Genomic DNA, 18345 nt, shown 5'->3' on the forward strand with positions numbered 1-18345 from the left:
CGGTCTGGCGGTGAGGCATTGCCGGATGGCGCTGCGCTTATCCGGCCTACAGCGATTCCCGTAGGCCCGGTAAGCGTCAGCGCCACCGGGCATTTTTGTTGGTTGGCACGGAGTTTATCCGACCGACAAATGACAACGGTTCTCGCCGGTCGGACACGTCTACGATCAGGCGAGAACCAGATCGCCCTGTGGATGGCAGGAGCAGGCCAGCACGTAGCCGTCAGCGATTTCTGCCTCGCTCAGCGTCATGGTGCTGCTGACCGTGTAATCGCCGGAAACCACTTTGGTTTTGCAGCAGCCGCATACGCCTGCGCGGCAGGCGACGGTCACCGGCACCTGGTTGCTTTCCAGCGCTTCCAGCAGCGTGGTGCCGACCGGCGCATAAAACGCTTTCGCTGGCTGCAGTTTGGTGAACTTCAGTCCGTCGCTGGCCGCTTGTGCCACCGGCGTAAAGAACTTCTCTTTAAAGAAGCGGGTCACGCCAAGCTCGGCGACTTCCTGTTCGACCCAGTCCATATAAGGCGCTGGTCCGCAGGTCATGACCGTCCGGGCCGCGAGATCCGGCACGCTATTCAGTAACTCGGTGGTCAGACGCCCGGCGACAAAACCGTGGGCGGCGTTGTTTTCCGCCACCAGCGTCACCGGATACTGCCGCCACTCATCGGCGAAAATCACCTCCTGAGGCGAGCGAATATTGTAAATCACCTGCACATCGGCCTGCGGACGATATTTGGCCAACCAGCGGCGCATCGACATAATCGGCGTGACGCCGCAGCCGGCGGCCAGCATCAGGAACTTATCATCGGCTTTATCTTCACAGGTGAACTCACCCATCGCGTCGGACAGCCAGAGATAATCTCCGCGTTTGAGGTCACGGGTCAGCCACTGTGAGCCGGCACCCTCGTCAATCCGGCGAACGGTCAGCGTAATGTATTCGCTGACCCCCGGGGTCGAGGAGAGGGTATAGGCGCGCAGCGTTTTCGCCGCATGTCGTACGCTCACCAGCGCATATTGCCCGGCGCGGTACGGATAATAGTCGTGACACAGCAGCGAAATTGTCCAGACATCCGGCGTCTCCTGATGGATGTGATGAACCTGCATCCGCCACGGGCACTGATGGGTTGGCATGGTCATTCTCTTACTCCTTACGCGCTCAACAGCTGCTGCATGTCTTGTTCTACGGTCGTCACTGAACGCAAGCCGAACTTCTCATTGAGAATCGCCAGCAGGTCCGGCGTGAAGAAGCCCGGAGCGGTTGGGCCGGTCACGATATTCTTCACCCCCAGCGAAAGCAGGGTCAGCAGAATAACGATCGCTTTTTGCTCAAACCAGGAGAGTACCAGCGAGAGCGGCAGATCGTTGACGCCGCAGCCCAGTTTCTCTGCCAGCGTCACCGCCAGAATAATCGCCGAGTAGGCGTCGTTACACTGACCTGCATCCACCAGACGCGGCAAACCTTCGATATCGCCGAACTCCAGTTTGTTAAAGCGGTATTTACCGCAGGCCAGGGTCAGGATCAGGCAGTCATCCGGCACGCTGGTGGCGAAATCGGTGAAGTAATTACGTTCGCCGCGCGCGCCGTCGCAGCCGCCAACCAGGAAGATATGGCGCAGTTTTTCACGGCTCACCAGGTCGATGAGGGTATCCGCGGCGCCCAGCAGCGTCTGGCGACCGAAGCCGACGGTGATCAGATGTGGAATTTCGCTGTACGGGAAGCCCGCCATCTGCTGCGCCTGAGCGATAACCGGAGCAAAATCATCCCCTTCGAGGTGACTGACGCCCGGCCAGCCGACAATGCTGCGGGTCCAGATACGGTCATCATAGGCGCCAACGGTCGGGTCGATAATGCAGTTCGAGGTCATCACCACAGGCCCCGGGAAGCGGGCAAATTCTACCTGCTGATTTTGCCAGCCGCTGCCGTAGTTACCGATCAGGTGTTTGAATTTACGCAGCTCCGGATAGCCGTGCGCCGGCAGCATTTCACCGTGGGTATAGACGTTAACGCCGGTGCCTTCGGTCTGCTCCAGCAGGTTGTACAGATCTTTCAGGTCGTGGCCGGAGATCAGGATGCACTTGCCTTCGCTCGCTTTGACGTTGACCTGAGTTGGCGTCGGGTGACCATATTTAGACGTTTCACCGGCATCCAGAATGCTCATCACGTTGAAGTTCATCTGGCCAATTTCCATTGAACACTCCAGCAGAGCGTTCAAATCGGCGGGCCAGGTACCCAGCCAGGCCATGATTTTGTGGTACTGCGCATAGATGTCATTGTCGTACTGACCGAGAACGTGTGCGTGCTCCATATAGGCCGCTGCGCCTTTCAGACCATACAGACACAGCAGACGCAGGCCGAGGATGTTCTCGCCAATGGCCGCTTTATCTTTATTCGGGGTAAATTCGGCCGCCTGACGCTGCAGGTCGCCGAGATCATCGCTCACCAGTTGCAGATCGGCCATCGGGTTATCGACGCTGGCGGTCGCATCCACGCTCAGGCACCGTGCTTTCAGCGCCTCGCGCATGGCAATAGCCTCACGCGCGTAGCCGACAATCCGCGGGGAGTCGAAGTTAACGTTGGTCAGCGTAGAGAAAAATGCGCGCGGGGCAAAATTATCAACCTCATGATCGATGATGCCATATTCCCGGGCTTTTACCGCCCAGGCAGACAGACCTTGTAGGGAAGCAATCAGCAGATCCTGGAGATCGGAGGTTTCTGCCGTTTTACCGCACATACCCTGCGCGTAAGAGCAGCCGTTGCCTGCCGGGGTACGGATGGTTTGTTCACATTGCACACAAAACATGGTCACACCTTTTAAAGTTATATTTGATATACATGTTTAAGGTTATGCCTGCAAAAGAAGGGAGAAAAGGTATTTCTGATACAATTTAAAGGGAGATTGATTTAGCGCAAATTTGGTAGCGACAGGCTACCGCCACGAGGAGCGATCTGTTCCCCGACGGCGGCGAATACCGTCGCCGGGGGCAGAGCGAAGGCGCTTCAGGCGGTGAAGAGGGCGATCAGCACCGGCACCAGCAGGCTCAGCACAAAACCGTGGACGATGGCGGCAGGGACAATCTCGACGCCGCCGGAACGCTGTAAAACCGGCAGGGTAAAGTCCATTGAGGTGGCGCCGCACAGCCCTAATGCCGTGGAACGGCTGCGGCGAACCAGGCCGGGGATCAACATGATGGCCAGCAGCTCGCGGGAAAGATCGTTGAAGAATGCGGCGCTGCCGATGACCGGTCCAAAGGATTCGGTCATCAGGATCCCGGAGAGCGAATACCAGCCGAAGCCGGAGGCCATTGCCAGACCGGTCTTCAGCGGCAGGTCGAGAATAAAGGCGTTAATCACGCCGCCGGCTAATGAACTCACGGTGACAACCACCGCCACAATCATGCCGCGGCGATTAAGCACAATTTGACGTAAGGTCATTCCGTTATTACGCAGCTGAATACCAATCAGGAACAGCAGGAAGATAAGCGTATATTCGCTCGCCTCGGTGGCATGCTGTAAAAATGACAAACCGCTCAGACCAATCAGAAAACCAATAAGCACCACGCCGCACAGCTGCAGGGATTCCATCGCCATTGCGATGCGGGAAGGTAATTTCTCCTGCCGGTGCTGGTGGCGCCACGGCATTTTCTGCTCCAGCCACATTAATGCGGCAATATTACACAGCAGAATAACAACTACGCTGACCGCCGCATAATGAAGAATGGACAGCAGGTTGCTGGATAAATTGTCGAGGAAGGCGAGACTAATCCCCATGAAAAAGAGGATGACGTAGACAATCCAGCTCAACAGTCGCGCAATAAGTTTTAGTGCCGAAGGGTGACGCAGAGGAATAAGGTAGCCGACAATCAATGGCAGCAGAATGATTAATAATCCCGAAAACATGAACGATCTGGTCCTTGCAGAATGAATTGAGCGCCACTGACACTACCCAAATCAGAGAACCGAGTAAAGCTGTGCCTGAAAAGAAAGGCCCGGCATTGCGGTAATGCCGGGCCTTGCGTGAAAGCAGATAACCCGATAAATGGTTAATCGCGTTTTTCCAGCAGCGTGCGATACAGCACGCCGCCAAGGATACCGCCGATAATCGGCATCACCCAGAATAACCACAGCTGCTGCAGCGCCCAGCCGCCCTGGAAAATCGCCACCGCGGTGCTTCGCGCCGGGTTAACAGAGGTATTGGTAACCGGAATGCTGATCAGGTGGATTAAGGTCAGCGCCAGGCCAATCGCAATCGGGGCAAAGCCGGCCGGTGCGTTTTTATCCGTTGCGCCATGAATCACCAGCAGGAAGCCGCAGGTCAGGACAATTTCAATCACCATGGCGGACAGCATGGAGTAGCCGCCCGGCGAGTGTTCCCCGAAGCCGTTGGAAGCAAAGCCGCTGGCCGCGGCATCAAAACCGGCTTTACCGCTGGCAACCACATACAAAACGGCGGCAGCAATAATACCGCCCACAACCTGAGCGATAATATAGCCAATCACGTCCTTCGCCGGGAAACGACCGCCGGCCCACAGACCTAAAGTGACCGCCGGGTTGAAGTGTCCGCCGGAAATATGACCGACGGCAAATGCCATGGTTAATACGGTTAAACCGAAGGCTAAAGCCACCCCGGCAAACCCAATTCCCAGCTCCGGGAAGGCAGCGGCGAGCACTGCGCTACCACAGCCACCAAACACAAGCCAGAATGTACCAAAACATTCCGCTGCTAATTTTCTGAACATAACCACCTCAAAAGAATAATGTATACGGGCATGTTTTTTGATGCCGTTCTTTATTTATCAACGTAAAGGATGATGATAAAAATAAAACGACGCTATTTTATGGGTGTTCGTCATCCTGCGGCTAGCGAAATAACTCGATATAATTTGATTTGGGGCAATGTGTTTTAATCCTTACACCATTACCAATTGTAGAAAAGTGTAGAGCAAAAATAATAAAGATAACCACGTTTGCGTATAAGTTATTTTCTAAATAAATGACATGATTAATAATTATAATTGATTATTATCATTCATCGTCCCGGAGCCGCGTGTGGGCCGGTAGTGTCATGTTGACGCATGTATCGCTATACTGCTGATTATTGAAGGAGAAAGTGGTTACTGAGCGGAGGATATATGCATCTTGAGCGGGTAGAAATCGTCGGTTTTCGCGGCATCAATCGTTTATCGTTGATGCTGGAGCAAAATAACGTTCTGATCGGCGAGAATGCATGGGGTAAATCCAGCCTGCTGGATGCGCTGACGTTACTGCTTTCGCCGGAGTTCGAACTCTATCACTTCGTCCGCGATGATTTCTGGTTTCCGCCGGGCGATGTCCAGGGACGTGAACATCATCTGCATATCATTTTGACCTTCCGCGAGAATGAACCCGGTCATCATCGGGTACGTCGTTTTCGTCCGTTGAGTAACTGCTGGGTGCCCTGCGAGGATGGCTATCAGCGCATTTTTTATCGCCTGGAGGGCGAGCTGGCCGATGATAACAGCGTCATGACGCTGCGTAGCTTTATCAACAGCAAAGGCGAGGCGCTGGCGCTGGACGATATTGACGAGATGGTGTGCCACCTGGTGCGCCTGATGCCGGTTCTGCGCCTGCGCGATGCGCGTTTTATGCGGCGAATTCATAATGATTCCGTCCCGCACTCGCCGCAGATTGAGATAACCGCTCGCCAGCTGGATTTTCTCTCCCGCGAGCTGGTGAATCACCCGCAAAATTTAACCGATAGTCAGATACGCCAGGGGCTGTCGGCTATGGTGCAACTGCTGGAACACTATTTTGCCGAGCAGAGTAGCGCGCAATCCCGTCACCGCCTGATGCGTCGTCATTCGCATGATGAACAGCGCAGCTGGCGTTACCTGGATATTATCAACCGGATGATTGATAAGCCCGGCGGCCGCAGCCATCGGGTTATCCTGCTTGGTCTGTTTTCAACCCTGCTTCAGGCAAAAGGGACGGTGCGGCTCGACCGCGACGCGCGGCCTCTGCTGCTGATTGAAGACCCGGAAACACGTCTGCATCCGATTATGCTGTCGGTTGCCTGGCATTTACTGAATTTGCTGCCGCTGCAGCGCATCACCACCACCAACTCCAGCGAACTCCTGTCGTTGACGCCGGTGGAGCACGTCTGCCGACTGGTACGCGAATCCTCGCGCGTGTCGGCCTGGCGGCTTGGGCCGGGAGGAATGAATGCGGAAGACAGCCGGCGCATCGCTTTTCACATCCGCTTTAACCGTTCATCCTCACTGTTTGCCCGCTGCTGGCTGCTGGTTGAAGGGGAGACCGAGACCTGGGTGATTAACGAACTGGCCCGGCAGTGCGGACACCATTTTGATGCTGAAGGGATTAAGGTTATTGAGTTTGCTCAGTCGGGCCTGAAGCCGCTGATCAAATTTGCCCGTCGGATGGGGATCCAATGGCACGTGCTGGTCGACGGCGATGAGGCGGGGAAAAAGTATGCAGCGACGGTTCGTAGCCTGCTCAACGATGACCGCGATCTTGAACGCGATCACCTGACCACGCTTCCGGCGCTGGACATGGAACACTTTATGTATCGCCAGGGTTTTAACGATGTTTATCATCGGGTGGCGCAGTTACCGGCAAATGTGCCGATGAATATGCGACGGGTGATTACCAAGGCGATTCACCGCTCGTCAAAACCGGATCTGGCCATTGAGGTGGCGATGGAGGCCGGTCGCCGCGGCGTGGAGTCGGTGCCGACGCTGTTGAAGAAAATGTTCTCCCGCGTGCTGTGGCTGGCGCGCGGCCGTGCAGATTAAACGTGGCGACAATAAGAATGATTTAAATTTAGCGTTATGTTTTTACCCTCTGCGGATAGAATCACTACCTGGCTCTGCGGGTTAAAACATCAGGAACTTTTATGAAGCTCAATGGAAAACGCAGGAAAGTCTGGTGGCTGCTGGTCGTCGTGGTTCTGGCGCTGGCCTTCTGGGGATGGCGGATACTGAATGCGCCGCTGCCGCAGTATCAGACATTAGTGGTGCGTAAAGGCGATTTACAGCAGAGCGTGCTGGCCACTGGCAAACTGGACGCCCTGCGCAAAGTCGATGTCGGGGCGCAGGTGAGCGGACAGTTAAAAACGCTGCGCGTCAATATCGGCGACAAGGTCCAGAAAGATCAGCTGCTGGGGGTGATTGACCCCGAGCAGGCGCAAAACCAGATTAAAGAGGTCGACGCGACGCTGATGGAACTGCGCGCCCGGTTGAATCAGGCGCGTGCCGAACGCCAGCTTGCCGCGGCCACCCTCGCCCGCCAGCAGCAACTGGCCCGGCGCCAGCTGATTTCCCGGCAGGATCTGGATACGGCGACGACCGATTTGGCGGTGAAAGAGGCGCAGATCGGTACCATTGACGCGCAGATAAAGCGTAACCAGGCGACGCTGGATACCGCCAAAACCAACCTCGACTACACGCGGATTGTGGCGCCGATGTCCGGTGAAGTGACGCAAATCACCACGTTGCAGGGGCAAACGGTGATAGCCGCCCAGCAGGCGCCCAACATTCTGACCCTCGCCGATCTCAGTACCATGCTGGTCAAAGCTCAGGTATCTGAGGCGGACGTGATTCACCTTCGTGCCGGGCAAAAAGCCTGGTTTACCGTACTCGGCGACCCGCTGACCCGCTACGAGGGGAGCCTGAAGGATATTTTGCCCACCCCGGAAAAAGTCAACGACGCCATTTTTTATTACGCCCGCTTTGAAGTGCCGAATCCGCAGGGGATCCTGCGTCTGGAAATGACGGCCCAGGTGCATATCCAGATGGCGGAAGTCAAAAATGTCATCACCATCCCGCTCAGCGCGCTGGGCGATGCTATCGGCGATAACCGTTATCACGTCCGCCTGCTGCGTAATGGCGAGGTGAAACAGCGTGAAGTGACTATCGGCGCGCGCAACGATACCGATGTGGCGGTGGTGAAAGGGCTGGATGAAGGCGATGAGGTGATCGTCGGCGAAAGTCGTACCGGGACGGCAAAATGACGGCGTTGCTCGAACTGCGTGATATCCGCCGCAGCTACCTCTCCGGCGACGGCAGTGTTGAGGTGCTCAAGGGCGTGACGCTGAGCATTGCCGCCGGTGAAATGGTGGCGATTGTCGGGGCATCGGGTTCAGGAAAATCGACGCTGATGAACATTCTCGGCTGTCTCGATAAACCGACCAGCGGCAGCTACCGCGTCGCCGGAACCGATGTCTTCTCACTCAGCGGTGATGCGCTGGCTCGCCTGCGGCGGGAACATTTTGGCTTTATTTTCCAGCGTTACCATCTGCTCTCGCACCTGACGGCAGCGCAGAACGTCGAAGTCCCGGCGGTGTATGCCGGGCGCGAGCGACGAGCACGCCTGGCCCGGGCGCATGATTTGCTGGTGCGGCTTGGTCTGGGAGAGAGGGCGGAATATCAACCTTCGCAGCTCTCCGGCGGCCAGCAGCAGCGGGTCAGTATCGCTCGCGCGCTGATGAATGGCGGAGAGGTGATTCTGGCCGATGAGCCGACCGGGGCGCTGGACAGCCGCTCGGGTGAAGAGGTGATGGCTATCCTGCACCAGCTGAAAGCGCAGGGGCACACGGTGATTATCGTCACTCATGATCCGCAGGTGGCGGCACAGGCCGAGCGGATCATTGAGATCCACGATGGGGAAATTGTGCGTAACCCGCCGGCGAAAAGTCCGACTGGCGGCGGGGTCGTCCGCCCGTTGGCCGGGGAGGAGCCTTCCGCATGGCGCCAGTTTACCAGCGGTTTTCGTGAAGCGCTGGTCATGGCGTGGCGGGCGATGGCGGCCAATAAAATGCGCACGCTGTTGACCATGCTCGGCATCATCATCGGCATCGCCTCGGTGGTGTCGATCGTGGTGGTCGGCGATGCGGCGAAACAGCTGGTGCTGGCGGATATTCGCGCGATTGGCACCAACACCATCGATGTTTATCCCGGTAAAGATTTTGGCGATGATGACCCCCGCTATCAGCAGGCGCTGAAATATGACGATCTGCTGGCCATTCAGAAGCAGCCGTGGGTGCGTTCGGCGACGCCCGCGGTGTCAAAAAGCCTGCGTCTGCGCGCGGATAACGTCGATGTTGCCGCCAGCGTGGAAGGGGTCGGGCCGCAGTATTTTAATGTCTACGGCATGACCTTTAGCGAAGGTAATACGTTTAATGAACTGCAGCTCAACAGCCGGGCGCAGGTGGTGGTGCTGGATAGCAACACGCGTCGCCAGCTGTTTGCGCACAAAACGCGGGTTGTCGGGGAGATTATCCTCATCGGCAATATGCCGGCGACCATCATCGGCGTCGCCGATGAGAAGCAGTCGATGTTCGGCAGCAGTAAAATCCTGCGCGTCTGGCTGCCCTACACCACCATGGCCGGAAGAGTGATGGGGCAATCGTGGCTTAATTCGATTACCGTTCGCGTCCGGGAAGGGTATGACAGCGCCGCCGCCGAACAGCAGCTGCTGCGTTTGCTTGAGCTGCGCCATGGCAAAAAAGATGTTTTTACCTGGAATATGGACAGCATCTTGAAAACGGCGGAACGGACCACACATACACTACAGCTGTTTCTGACTTTGGTGGCGGTGATTGCGCTGGTGGTGGGCGGAATCGGCGTCATGAATATCATGCTGGTGTCGGTGACCGAACGAACGCGTGAAATCGGGATTCGGATGGCGGTCGGGGCGCGGGCCAGCGACGTGCTGCAGCAGTTTCTGATAGAGGCTGTTTTAGTCTGTCTGGTCGGCGGCGCGCTGGGCGTGACGTTATCGCTGATGATTGCGGTGGTTCTGCAGCTGTTTTTACCCGGCTGGGAGATAGGTTTTTCTCCGCTGGCGCTGCTGACGGCGTTTTTGTGTTCGACGCTAACCGGTGTGCTGTTTGGTTGGCTGCCGGCGCGAAACGCCGCGCGTCTCGATCCGGTGGATGCGCTGGCCCGCGAGTAGAAACAAAAAAATGCCAGTCAGAAGGACTGGCATTTTACTGGCAGGATGTACACAATGAAGCAAAAGAGTTATGCAGCCGCTTCTGCTTCCACAGGAACAATCACGCTGGCGTGATTGCCTTTCGGCCCCTGGTGAACATCAAACCGAACGGCTTGTCCGGCTTTTAGCGTTCTGTAACCATCCATCTGGATGGTGGAGTAATGGGCGAAAATGTCTTCGCCGCCGCCCTCAGGGCAAATAAAACCGAACCCTTTGGCATTGTTGAACCACTTAACAGTACCCATTTCCATACTTCGACATCCTTCGTAAATCTTTATAGGTAAGATGGAATGAACCGGTGGTGGAGTGACGAGTTGTGCAAATGCTCGCCAACTCTCGCCAGTACAATTTAGAGAAATACGGAAATGCGTCAAGCAATTGACGATGGCAGGAGGCGAAAAATGCGTCAAAATTTGAAGCAGTTAACGCTATTGCCGGGGAATGTGACAGACATCGCGGATGGAAGTAATAGATGATAGTTATCTATGATCTATTGTAGATTTGCGATGTGCATAGCCTCTGGTCATCGACAGGCCGCCGCCTGTTGGCAACAGCAACCGATGATGAATACTGACGATGAGTAAGAGAGATTGGCTGGACTTCGATCAGCTGGTAGAAGACGAAGTTCGTAATGAGCTTAAACCACCATCTATGTATAAAGTGATATTGCTCAATGATGACTACACTCCAATGGAGTTTGTTATTGACGTGTTACAAAAATTCTTTTCTTATGATGTAGAACGTGCAACGCAACTGATGCTGACGGTTCACTATCAAGGTAAAGCGATTTGTGGTGTATTTACCGCAGAAGTGGCGGAGACCAAAGTCGCGATGGTGAATGAATACGCGAAGGAGAACGAGCATCCATTGCTGTGTACGCTAGAGAAAGCCTGAAGACAGGCGTGAAAATTGGGGGAGGTGCCTATGCTCAATCAAGAACTGGAACTCAGTTTAAACATGGCTTTCGCCAGAGCGCGCGAGCACCGTCATGAGTTCATGACCGTCGAGCACTTGCTGCTGGCGCTGCTCAGCAACCCCTCGGCCCGCGAGGCGCTTGAAGCGTGTTCCGTGGACCTGGTGGCGCTGCGTCAGGAACTGGAAGCCTTCATCGAACAGACCACACCCGTTCTGCCCGCCACGGAAGAAGAGCGTGACACCCAGCCTACGCTGAGTTTTCAGCGCGTGCTGCAGCGTGCCGTCTTCCATGTACAATCCTCTGGCCGCAGCGAAGTAACCGGCGCTAACGTCCTGGTCGCGATTTTCAGCGAGCAGGAATCACAGGCGGCCTATCTGCTGCGTAAACATGAAGTGAGCCGTCTTGACGTCGTCAACTTCATCTCTCACGGTACACGCAAAGACGAGCCGAGCCAGTCTTCCGATAACAGCGGAAGCCAGCCCAGCAACGAAGAGCAAGCAGGCGGGGAGGAACGTATGGAAAACTTCACCACCAATCTTAATCAGCTTGCTCGCGTTGGCGGGATCGATCCGCTGATCGGCCGCGAAAAAGAGCTGGAGCGCGCGATTCAGGTGCTGTGCCGTCGGCGTAAAAATAACCCGCTGCTGGTGGGCGAGTCCGGCGTGGGTAAAACCGCGATTGCCGAAGGTCTGGCCTGGCGAATCGTTCAGGGTGACGTGCCGGAAATCATGGCCGATTGCACCATCTACTCGCTGGATATTGGCTCCCTGCTGGCGGGCACAAAATATCGCGGCGATTTTGAAAAACGCTTCAAAGCGCTGCTGAAACAGCTTGAGCAGGATACCAACAGCATTCTGTTCATTGATGAAATCCACACCATTATCGGTGCGGGCGCGGCGTCAGGCGGCCAGGTCGATGCCGCCAATCTGATTAAACCGCTGCTCTCCAGCGGCAAGATTCGGGTAATGGGTTCCACGACCTATCAGGAATTCAGCAACATCTTCGAGAAAGACCGGGCGCTGGCTCGCCGCTTCCAGAAGATAGACATTACCGAACCTTCCGTCGAAGAGACGGTGCAGATCATCAACGGCCTGAAGCCGAAGTACGAAGCGCACCACGATGTGCGTTATACCGCGAAAGCGGTGCGTGCGGCGGTGGAGCTGGCGGTGAAATACATTAACGATCGCCATCTGCCGGATAAGGCCATTGACGTTATTGATGAAGCCGGGGCGCGGGCGCGGTTGATGCCGGCCAGCAAACGCAAGAAAACCATCAATGTCGCCGATATCGAGTCCGTGGTGGCGCGTATCGCCCGGATTCCTGAGAAGAGCGTCTCGCAGAGCGATCGCGATACGCTGAAAAATCTCGGCGATCGCCTGAAAATGCTGGTCTTTGGTCAGGGTAAAGCGATCGAAGCGTTAACCGAAGCGATCAAGATGGCGCGCGCGGGCCTCGGTCACGAGCACAAGCCCGTAGGTTCTTTCCTTTTTGCCGGGCCGACCGGGGTCGGGAAAACCGAGGTTACCGTGCAACTGGCGAAAGCGCTGGGCATTGAGCTGCTGCGTTTTGATATGTCCGAATATATGGAACGTCATACCGTCAGCCGCTTAATTGGCGCGCCTCCGGGATACGTTGGTTTCGATCAGGGCGGGCTGCTGACCGATGCGGTGATTAAACATCCGCATGCGGTACTGCTGCTTGATGAGATCGAAAAAGCGCATCCGGACGTCTTTAACCTGCTGCTGCAGGTGATGGACAACGGTACGCTGACCGACAATAACGGTCGCAAGGCGGACTTCCGTAACGTGGTGCTGGTGATGACGACCAACGCCGGCGTGCGTGAGACCGAGCGTAAATCGATTGGTCTCATCCAGCAGGACAACAGCCCTGATGCGATGGATGAGATCAAGAAGATCTTTACCCCGGAATTCCGCAACCGCCTCGACAACATTATCTGGTTCGATCATCTGTCTACCACGGTTATCCATCAGGTAGTGGATAAGTTCATCGTCGAGCTGCAGGTTCAGCTGGATCAGAAAGGCGTCTCGCTGGAAGTCAGCCAGGAAGCGCGTGACTGGCTGGCAGAAAAAGGCTACGACCGGGCAATGGGCGCACGTCCGATGGCACGCGTAATTCAGGATAACCTGAAGAAACCGCTGGCTAACGAACTGCTGTTCGGCTCCCTGGTGGACGGCGGGCAGGTCACCGTTGCGCTGGATAAAGAGAAGGGCGCGTTGACCTATGACTTCCAGAGCGCGCAGAAGCACAAACCAGAAACGGCACATTAATGCCGCTCTGTGAGAGGAAAAACCGGCCTGCGGGCCGGTTTTTTTACGCCGTTTTTAACCGGCTGCAGATATGAAAAGACCGGGAATTATCCCGGCCTTCAGCATCTGACGCCACGAGGGCGGAAAACTATCAGCGACTACGGAAGACAATGCGGCCTTTGCTCAGGTCGTACGGGGTCAGCTCAACAGTCACTTTGTCGCCCGTCAGAATGCGGATGTAGTTTTTACGCATTTTACCGGAAATATGCGCAGTTACCACGTGACCGTTTTCCAGTTCTACGCGGAACATTGTGTTAGGCAACGTGTCAAGTACGGTGCCCTGCATTTCAATATTGTCTTCTTTGGCCATCTAGTCCTCTGGGGTATCACTACCGTAGTTTTGAACCGGCAAGATAATGCCGAAGTTCAGCGCGTAAGTAAAGGTTTACGTTTGTGCACTTTATCTTTCAGGCTGCCTTCGCTCGCTCGGTTACATAGTTATTGACGCAGCCAGGCGCTTTGCGGTGCTACCTGACGCATCGAAAATTATTCATTGAAGTAGGTTTGGCGCATTGCCCGGAATTCACACGGATAAGCCGCATGACAGGCGCAAACGTAAAGGGGAGTGACAGAACGATGGGCGTTATCTGACTCTTATTATTCCCAAACGGCGGCGGGGCAACAGGCAGAAGCTACTCTACTGCGCAATTATACCATCACGATAAAAAATGTGCTGAAAACATTTACACATTGCCGGTAAATAGCACCCTGGGCACCCAGAATCTTTCCGGCAGACGACGGGCGCGCAATACCGACAGCGCATCAAGATAATCGCGGCGGGGGATTTCGATGGCGCCCAGCGAAGCCGTGTGCTTATTCAGGACCTGGCAATCTATTAATTTCCCGCCGTCGCGGATAAATGCCTGGCAGAATATCAGCAAGGCCGTTTTCGACGCATTTTCCGCGCGGCTGAACATCGACTCGCCGCAAAACAACGCGCCTTGCGCCACGCCGTACATGCCTCCCACCAGCGTCTCGCCTTGCCACACTTCAATCGAGTGCGCATGGCCAAGCTCATGCAACTGGTGATAGGCCTTGACGATGCCGGGGGTGATCCATGTCCCTTCATCACGATTGTCGGCGCAACCTTCAATCACCTGACCAAACGCGTGGTTTAGCGTCACGCGATAGGGCGAGCGCTGGTGAAAACGCTTCATGCTGCGGCTGAGATGGAACTGCCCGGGCCACAATACCGCCCGCGGATCGGGGGACCACCATAAAATCGGATCGCCCGGAGAAAACCAGGGGAAAATCCCGTGCTGATAGGCCATAAGCAGACGCGACGGACTGAGATCGCCGCCGAGCGCCAGCAGGCCATTGGGTTCGCGTAACGCTCCCTCCGGGGAAGGGAAGGCAATGGACTGACGAGAGAGCTGAACCAGACGCATTTTAACCTCAATACGCACCAGGCAATTGTTCAATATATTCGCGATTTTCAAGCGCACGGTCCGTCGCCATGCCGGCAAAGCCAGCGCAGCGGACCGCTCTTTTCAGCACGCCAGAAACTCATTGAGTATATACGCAAAACGGCGTAAATCAGCCGGACTACAGACGCTGCTTAAACTGGTAGTAACGCCCCTGTTCAGCCAGCAGCTCCGCGTGACTACCTTGCTCAATAATCTTGCCGTTGTCCATGACAATTATCCGATTAAAACGCGCCAGTCCACGCAGGCGGTGGGTCACCATCAGCACGGTTTTTTCGCGCATCGCTTCAGCCAGTAAATCGAGGATCTGGCTCTCCGTCGTCGCATCAAGACCTTCGGTCGGCTCATCGAGCAACATCAGCGGCGCATCGTGCAGCAGCGCGCGGGCAATGGCCAGTCGGCGCAGTTCGCCGCCGGAAAGCTGGCGACCGCCTTCGCCCAGCCAGGCATTGAGACCGCTATCTTCCAGTAATTTTTCCAGCCCGACGCGTTCCAGCACTTTCATCAGCTGGACATCGCTGGCACCGGGGGCGGCCAGCGACAGGTTATCGCGCAGCGTGGCGCTAAACAGATGCACACGTTGCGGAACCACGCTCATCGCCTGACGCAAGGTTGCTTCATTGAGTCGGGTTAGCGGCTGGTCGTTGAGTAGAATCTCGCCTTGAGCCGGATCCCAGGCGCGGGTCAGAAGCTGCAGCAACGTGGATTTACCGCAGCCGGTGCGGCCCAGAATGGCAATATGCTGCCCTGCACCAACCTGCAATGAGATATTTTCCAGCGCCGGGGAAGGCTGCTGCGGATAGCTGAAGGTGACCTGGTTCAAGGTCAATGACACCGGTCCGAAAGCCTGCGCGTCGCCGGCGGTGAAAGTGACTTCTGGCTGTTGCCCGGTAATCTGCGTGATTCGGCGGGCGGAAGCTATAACCTGTCCAAGATGCTGAAAGGCACCGGTGACCGGTGCCAGCGCTTCAAATGCCGCCAGCGCGCAGAAGACAAAAAGGGCGATCAGCGCGCCAGGCTGGCTGTTGCCGCCCACGCCAGCGGAGGTGAGCCACAGCATAGCAACCACGGCAACGCCACCAATCAGCAGCATCAACGCCTGCGACAGCGCCGTCAGCTCTGCCTGACGACGCTGGGCATCCTGCCAACGCTGCTCGGTTTTCTCCAGCTGTTTGCGGTAGCGGTCGCTGGCGCTGAACAGCATCAGTTCAGCCTGTCCTTGCAGCCAGGCGGTGAGCTGTTGACGGTACTGCCCGCGCATTTGCGTGATGTTCTCACCGGCGGGTTTCCCGGCGCGATAAAACAGCGGCGGCAGAACCAGCAGGGTCACCAGCATAATACCGCCCAACGTCAGCGCCAGCGTGACATCGAGAAGGCTTAAGCCTGCGGTGACCACCACAATGACAACCAGTGCGCCAATCAACGGCGAGATGACCCGCAGATAGAGATGGTCCAGGGTATCGACGTCGGCGACCACCCGGTTGAGGAGTTCACCCTGGCGAAAACGCGCCAGCCCGGCAGGGGAGAGGGGGAGCAGCTTGCTGAAGGTAAACACCCGCAGATGCTGCAACACGCGGAAAGTGGCGTCGTGGCTGACCAGACGTTCGAAATAGCGACCGGCGGTGCGGATAATCGCCGCGCCGCGAACGCCGGCCGCTGGCAGCATATAGTTGAAACTGTAAAGACCGGCGACGCCAACGACGGCAGAAGCAGATAAGAACCAGCCTGACAGTGTCAGCAGACCGATACTGGCCAGCAGGGTGACGATAGCCAGTACCACGCCGAGGGTCAGCAGCCAGATATGTCGTTTGTACAACGCCAGATAAGGTAATAGCGCGCGCATTTAAATCTCCTCCTGACGGTGGGCTAACAGGGCGGCAAAAGGCCCGTTGGCCGTAGCCAACTGGCTATAGGTCCCTTGTTCAACAATCTGCCCATCCTGCATCACCCACACGGCATCCCAGTCGGCGATGCCTTCCAGCTGGTGGGTCACCATCAGCGTCGTTTGCTGCGAAGAGGCGTTAAAGAGCGCCTGCATGACCCGCTGTTCGCTATGCGCATCAAGGCTGGCGGCCGGCTCATCCAACAATAACAGCCGGCACGGTACCAGCAGGGCCCGCGCCACGGCAATGCGCTGCGCCTGCCCGACGGACAGGCCAGCGGCCTGATCGCCGACCGGCGTATTAATCCCCTGCGGCAACTGGGAGATGAATTCGCTGACCCAGGCCTTATCCAGCGCGAGCTGAAGCTGCGCTTCGCTGGCTTCCGGCCAGGCCAGCACAACGTTCTCGCGTAGCGTGGCGGCGGGGAGCTGCGGGTTCTGCCCGACCCAACTGAGCAGACGATGCCACCGGCCAGCGTCAAGCTCGCGCAGTTCAACGCCGTTGACCGTCAGCGAGCCGTCGTAGGGGAGAAAACCGGTCAATGTATTCAACAGCGAACTTTTACCGGAACCGCTCTGCCCGACCAGTACGACGCGTTTACCGGCAGGGAGCGTAAAGTTCAGCGGCCCCGCCAGGACTTTGCCTTCCGGCGATTTGACGACCACATCGCGCGCTTCGAGACGAATCAGTTCGCTGTCGCTGAGGGTCTTCTCACCACGAGTCTCCTGCGCCAGCGGTTTTTCCATAAACGTTTTCAGACTATCTGCGGCCCCGATGGCCTGCGCTTTGGCATGGTAAAAGGTGCCTAAATCGCGCAGCGGCTGGAAAAACTCCGGCGCCAGGATCAGGGCCAGGAAGCCGGACATCAGGGTGACGCCGATGCCGTAGTGGCCAAAGTTAAGCTCTCCGAGATAGGAGAAACCGAAGTAAACTGCGACCAGAGCAATGGAGAGCGAGGTGAAAAACTCCAGCACGCCGGAGGAGAGAAAGGCGAGGCGTAACACTTCCATCGTCCGCTGACGGAAATCCTGGGAAGCATGGCGAATATTGTCCGTTTCCGCTTCGCCGCGGTGAAAGAGGCGCAGCGTTTCCATCCCGCGCAGGCGGTCGAGAAAGTGGCCGCTCAGGCGAGCCAGCGCCAGAAAGTTGCGGCGATTCGCCTCCGCCGCGCCCATGCCGACCAGCGCCATAAACAGCGGGATCAGCGGGGCGGTGCCGAGAAGAATCAGCGCCGCCGCCCAGTTGATTGGGAAAATGGTGATCACAATCAGCAGCGGGACGCAGGCGGCGAGAGTCATCTGCGGGAGATAACGCGCGTAGTAATCGTGCATGTCATCAATTTGCTCAAGCACCAGCGTCGCCCAGCTTCCGGCGGGTTTCCCCTGAATCCACGCCGGACCGGCCTGCTGCAGGCGATCGAGCACCTTGCGGCGTATTTCATAGCGAATATGTTGCCCGGCATAGAAACCTACCCGCTCGCGCAGCCATATCACCCAGGCCCGAAGAACAAAAATCAGCACCAGGATGATAAACGGCAATAGCAACGCCGTCGCCGGAATATTTTCCATAATCATGCGATGAAGGATTCGCGCCAGCACCCAGGCCTGACCGACGATCAGCAGGCCGCTAATGACGCCCAGCGCGCGGGAAATCATCAACCAGCGACGGGAGAGAATGCTTTGCTCTTTTAACCAGCGGGTTAACTCTTGTTGACGGGTTTTATTCATTGCGCACTTAGCAGGTGTAGTTATGAGGTTTTTAGGCCACGCAATGTTACAACGAGGAAAAAATAAAGGCGACTTTTCGTCGC

Annotated in this window: 14 protein-coding genes; 5 read left to right on the forward strand and 9 right to left on the reverse strand. The window is 56.5% G+C overall.

Features of this window, described 5'->3' with window-relative positions:
• Window positions 1-165 precede the first annotated feature (165 nt).
• The 4 genes from hcr to aqpZ form a co-directional block, all read right to left on the reverse strand.
• The gene (hcr, locus tag CWM52_RS18545) at window positions 166-1134 is read right to left on the reverse strand and encodes an NADH oxidoreductase (protein ID WP_100685453.1); all 969 of its coding nucleotides are present in this window, start codon (window positions 1132-1134) and stop codon (window positions 166-168) included.
• 11 nt (window positions 1135-1145) lie between these two features.
• The gene (gene hcp, locus CWM52_RS18550) at window positions 1146-2798 is read right to left on the reverse strand and encodes a hydroxylamine reductase (protein ID WP_100685454.1); all 1653 of its coding nucleotides are present in this window, start codon (window positions 2796-2798) and stop codon (window positions 1146-1148) included.
• Between the two features lie 197 nt (window positions 2799-2995).
• Window positions 2996-3895 (reverse strand): lysine exporter LysO family protein, encoded by a 900-nt coding sequence (locus CWM52_RS18555; RefSeq protein WP_100685455.1) that lies wholly within the window; start codon window positions 3893-3895, stop codon window positions 2996-2998.
• A 143-nt stretch (window positions 3896-4038) separates the two neighbouring features.
• Window positions 4039-4734 (reverse strand): aquaporin Z, encoded by a 696-nt coding sequence (aqpZ, locus tag CWM52_RS18560; protein ID WP_100685456.1) that lies wholly within the window; start codon window positions 4732-4734, stop codon window positions 4039-4041.
• A gap of 393 nt (window positions 4735-5127) precedes the next feature.
• Here aqpZ and CWM52_RS18565 point away from each other — a divergent pair, with 393 nt between their 5' ends.
• The 3 genes from CWM52_RS18565 (at window position 5128) to macB (ending at window position 9946) form a co-directional block, all read left to right on the forward strand.
• Window positions 5128-6786 carry an ATP-dependent endonuclease gene (locus CWM52_RS18565; RefSeq protein ID WP_100685457.1) on the forward strand — a complete coding sequence of 553 codons (1659 nt, stop codon included), beginning with the start codon at window positions 5128-5130 and terminating at the stop codon, window positions 6784-6786.
• Window positions 6787-6887: 101 nt separating this feature from the next.
• A complete protein-coding gene (gene macA, locus CWM52_RS18570; protein ID WP_100685458.1) occupies window positions 6888-8003 on the forward strand; it encodes a macrolide transporter subunit MacA in 1116 nt (371 codons plus the stop codon).
• Window positions 8000-9946 (forward strand): macrolide ABC transporter ATP-binding protein/permease MacB, encoded by a 1947-nt coding sequence (gene macB / locus CWM52_RS18575; RefSeq protein ID WP_100685459.1) that lies wholly within the window; start codon window positions 8000-8002, stop codon window positions 9944-9946. The genes macA and macB overlap by 4 nt, the downstream gene beginning before the upstream one ends.
• 68 nt (window positions 9947-10014) lie before the next feature.
• Here macB and cspD read toward each other — a convergent pair whose 3' ends face one another.
• A complete protein-coding gene (gene cspD, locus CWM52_RS18580; protein WP_004860015.1) occupies window positions 10015-10236 on the reverse strand; it encodes a cold shock-like protein CspD in 222 nt (73 codons plus the stop codon).
• Window positions 10237-10561: 325 nt separating this feature from the next.
• Between cspD and clpS the strand changes: the two genes are divergently transcribed.
• Both clpS and clpA read left to right on the forward strand, forming a co-directional pair.
• The gene (clpS, locus tag CWM52_RS18585; RefSeq protein ID WP_004860017.1) at window positions 10562-10879 is read left to right on the forward strand and encodes an ATP-dependent Clp protease adapter ClpS; all 318 of its coding nucleotides are present in this window, start codon (window positions 10562-10564) and stop codon (window positions 10877-10879) included.
• Window positions 10880-10909: 30 nt separating this feature from the next.
• Window positions 10910-13189: an ATP-dependent Clp protease ATP-binding subunit ClpA gene (gene clpA / locus CWM52_RS18590; RefSeq protein ID WP_100685460.1), complete on the forward strand. Its 2280-nt coding sequence runs from the start codon at window positions 10910-10912 to the stop codon at window positions 13187-13189.
• Between the two features lie 130 nt (window positions 13190-13319).
• Here clpA and infA read toward each other — a convergent pair whose 3' ends face one another.
• From infA to cydD, 4 genes are all read right to left on the reverse strand, one after another.
• Window positions 13320-13538, reverse strand: coding sequence for a translation initiation factor IF-1 (gene infA, locus CWM52_RS18595; protein ID WP_002211347.1), 219 nt, complete (start codon window positions 13536-13538; stop codon window positions 13320-13322).
• 373 nt (window positions 13539-13911) lie between these two features.
• Window positions 13912-14616, reverse strand: coding sequence for a leucyl/phenylalanyl-tRNA--protein transferase (aat, locus tag CWM52_RS18600; RefSeq protein WP_100685492.1), 705 nt, complete (start codon window positions 14614-14616; stop codon window positions 13912-13914).
• Between the two features lie 157 nt (window positions 14617-14773).
• A complete protein-coding gene (gene cydC, locus CWM52_RS18605; protein ID WP_100685461.1) occupies window positions 14774-16495 on the reverse strand; it encodes a heme ABC transporter ATP-binding protein/permease CydC in 1722 nt (573 codons plus the stop codon).
• On the reverse strand, window positions 16496-18262 hold the full coding sequence (gene cydD, locus CWM52_RS18610) for a heme ABC transporter permease/ATP-binding protein CydD (RefSeq protein WP_100685462.1): 1767 nt from the start codon (window positions 18260-18262) through the stop codon (window positions 16496-16498). It lies immediately after the preceding gene.
• Between the last annotated feature and the right edge of the window lie 83 nt (window positions 18263-18345).

The sequence above is a fragment of the Raoultella sp. T31 genome, assembly GCF_002806725.1.
Lineage (GTDB): Bacteria > Pseudomonadota > Gammaproteobacteria > Enterobacterales > Enterobacteriaceae > Klebsiella > Klebsiella electrica.

What these genes read in the sequence shown, in the direction of transcription:
- clpA (WP_100685460.1), top strand. Translation starts at nt 10,910, where the DNA reads ATGCTCAATCAAGAACTGGAACTCAGTTTAAACATGGCTTTCGCCAGA.
- macB (WP_100685459.1), top strand. Translation starts at nt 8,000, where the DNA reads ATGACGGCGTTGCTCGAACTGCGTGATATCCGCCGCAGCTACCTCTCC.
- aat (WP_100685492.1), bottom strand. Translation starts at nt 14,616, where the DNA reads ATGCGTCTGGTTCAGCTCTCTCGTCAGTCCATTGCCTTCCCTTCCCCG.
- CWM52_RS18565 (WP_100685457.1), top strand. Translation starts at nt 5,128, where the DNA reads ATGCATCTTGAGCGGGTAGAAATCGTCGGTTTTCGCGGCATCAATCGT.
- cspD (WP_004860015.1), bottom strand. Translation starts at nt 10,236, where the DNA reads ATGGAAATGGGTACTGTTAAGTGGTTCAACAATGCCAAAGGGTTCGGT.
- cydD (WP_100685462.1), bottom strand. Translation starts at nt 18,262, where the DNA reads ATGAATAAAACCCGTCAACAAGAGTTAACCCGCTGGTTAAAAGAGCAA.
- CWM52_RS18555 (WP_100685455.1), bottom strand. Translation starts at nt 3,895, where the DNA reads ATGTTTTCGGGATTATTAATCATTCTGCTGCCATTGATTGTCGGCTAC.
- macA (WP_100685458.1), top strand. Translation starts at nt 6,888, where the DNA reads ATGAAGCTCAATGGAAAACGCAGGAAAGTCTGGTGGCTGCTGGTCGTC.
- clpS (WP_004860017.1), top strand. Translation starts at nt 10,562, where the DNA reads ATGAGTAAGAGAGATTGGCTGGACTTCGATCAGCTGGTAGAAGACGAA.
- infA (WP_002211347.1), bottom strand. Translation starts at nt 13,538, where the DNA reads ATGGCCAAAGAAGACAATATTGAAATGCAGGGCACCGTACTTGACACG.
- hcp (WP_100685454.1), bottom strand. Translation starts at nt 2,798, where the DNA reads ATGTTTTGTGTGCAATGTGAACAAACCATCCGTACCCCGGCAGGCAAC.
- cydC (WP_100685461.1), bottom strand. Translation starts at nt 16,495, where the DNA reads ATGCGCGCGCTATTACCTTATCTGGCGTTGTACAAACGACATATCTGG.
- hcr (WP_100685453.1), bottom strand. Translation starts at nt 1,134, where the DNA reads ATGACCATGCCAACCCATCAGTGCCCGTGGCGGATGCAGGTTCATCAC.
- aqpZ (WP_100685456.1), bottom strand. Translation starts at nt 4,734, where the DNA reads ATGTTCAGAAAATTAGCAGCGGAATGTTTTGGTACATTCTGGCTTGTG.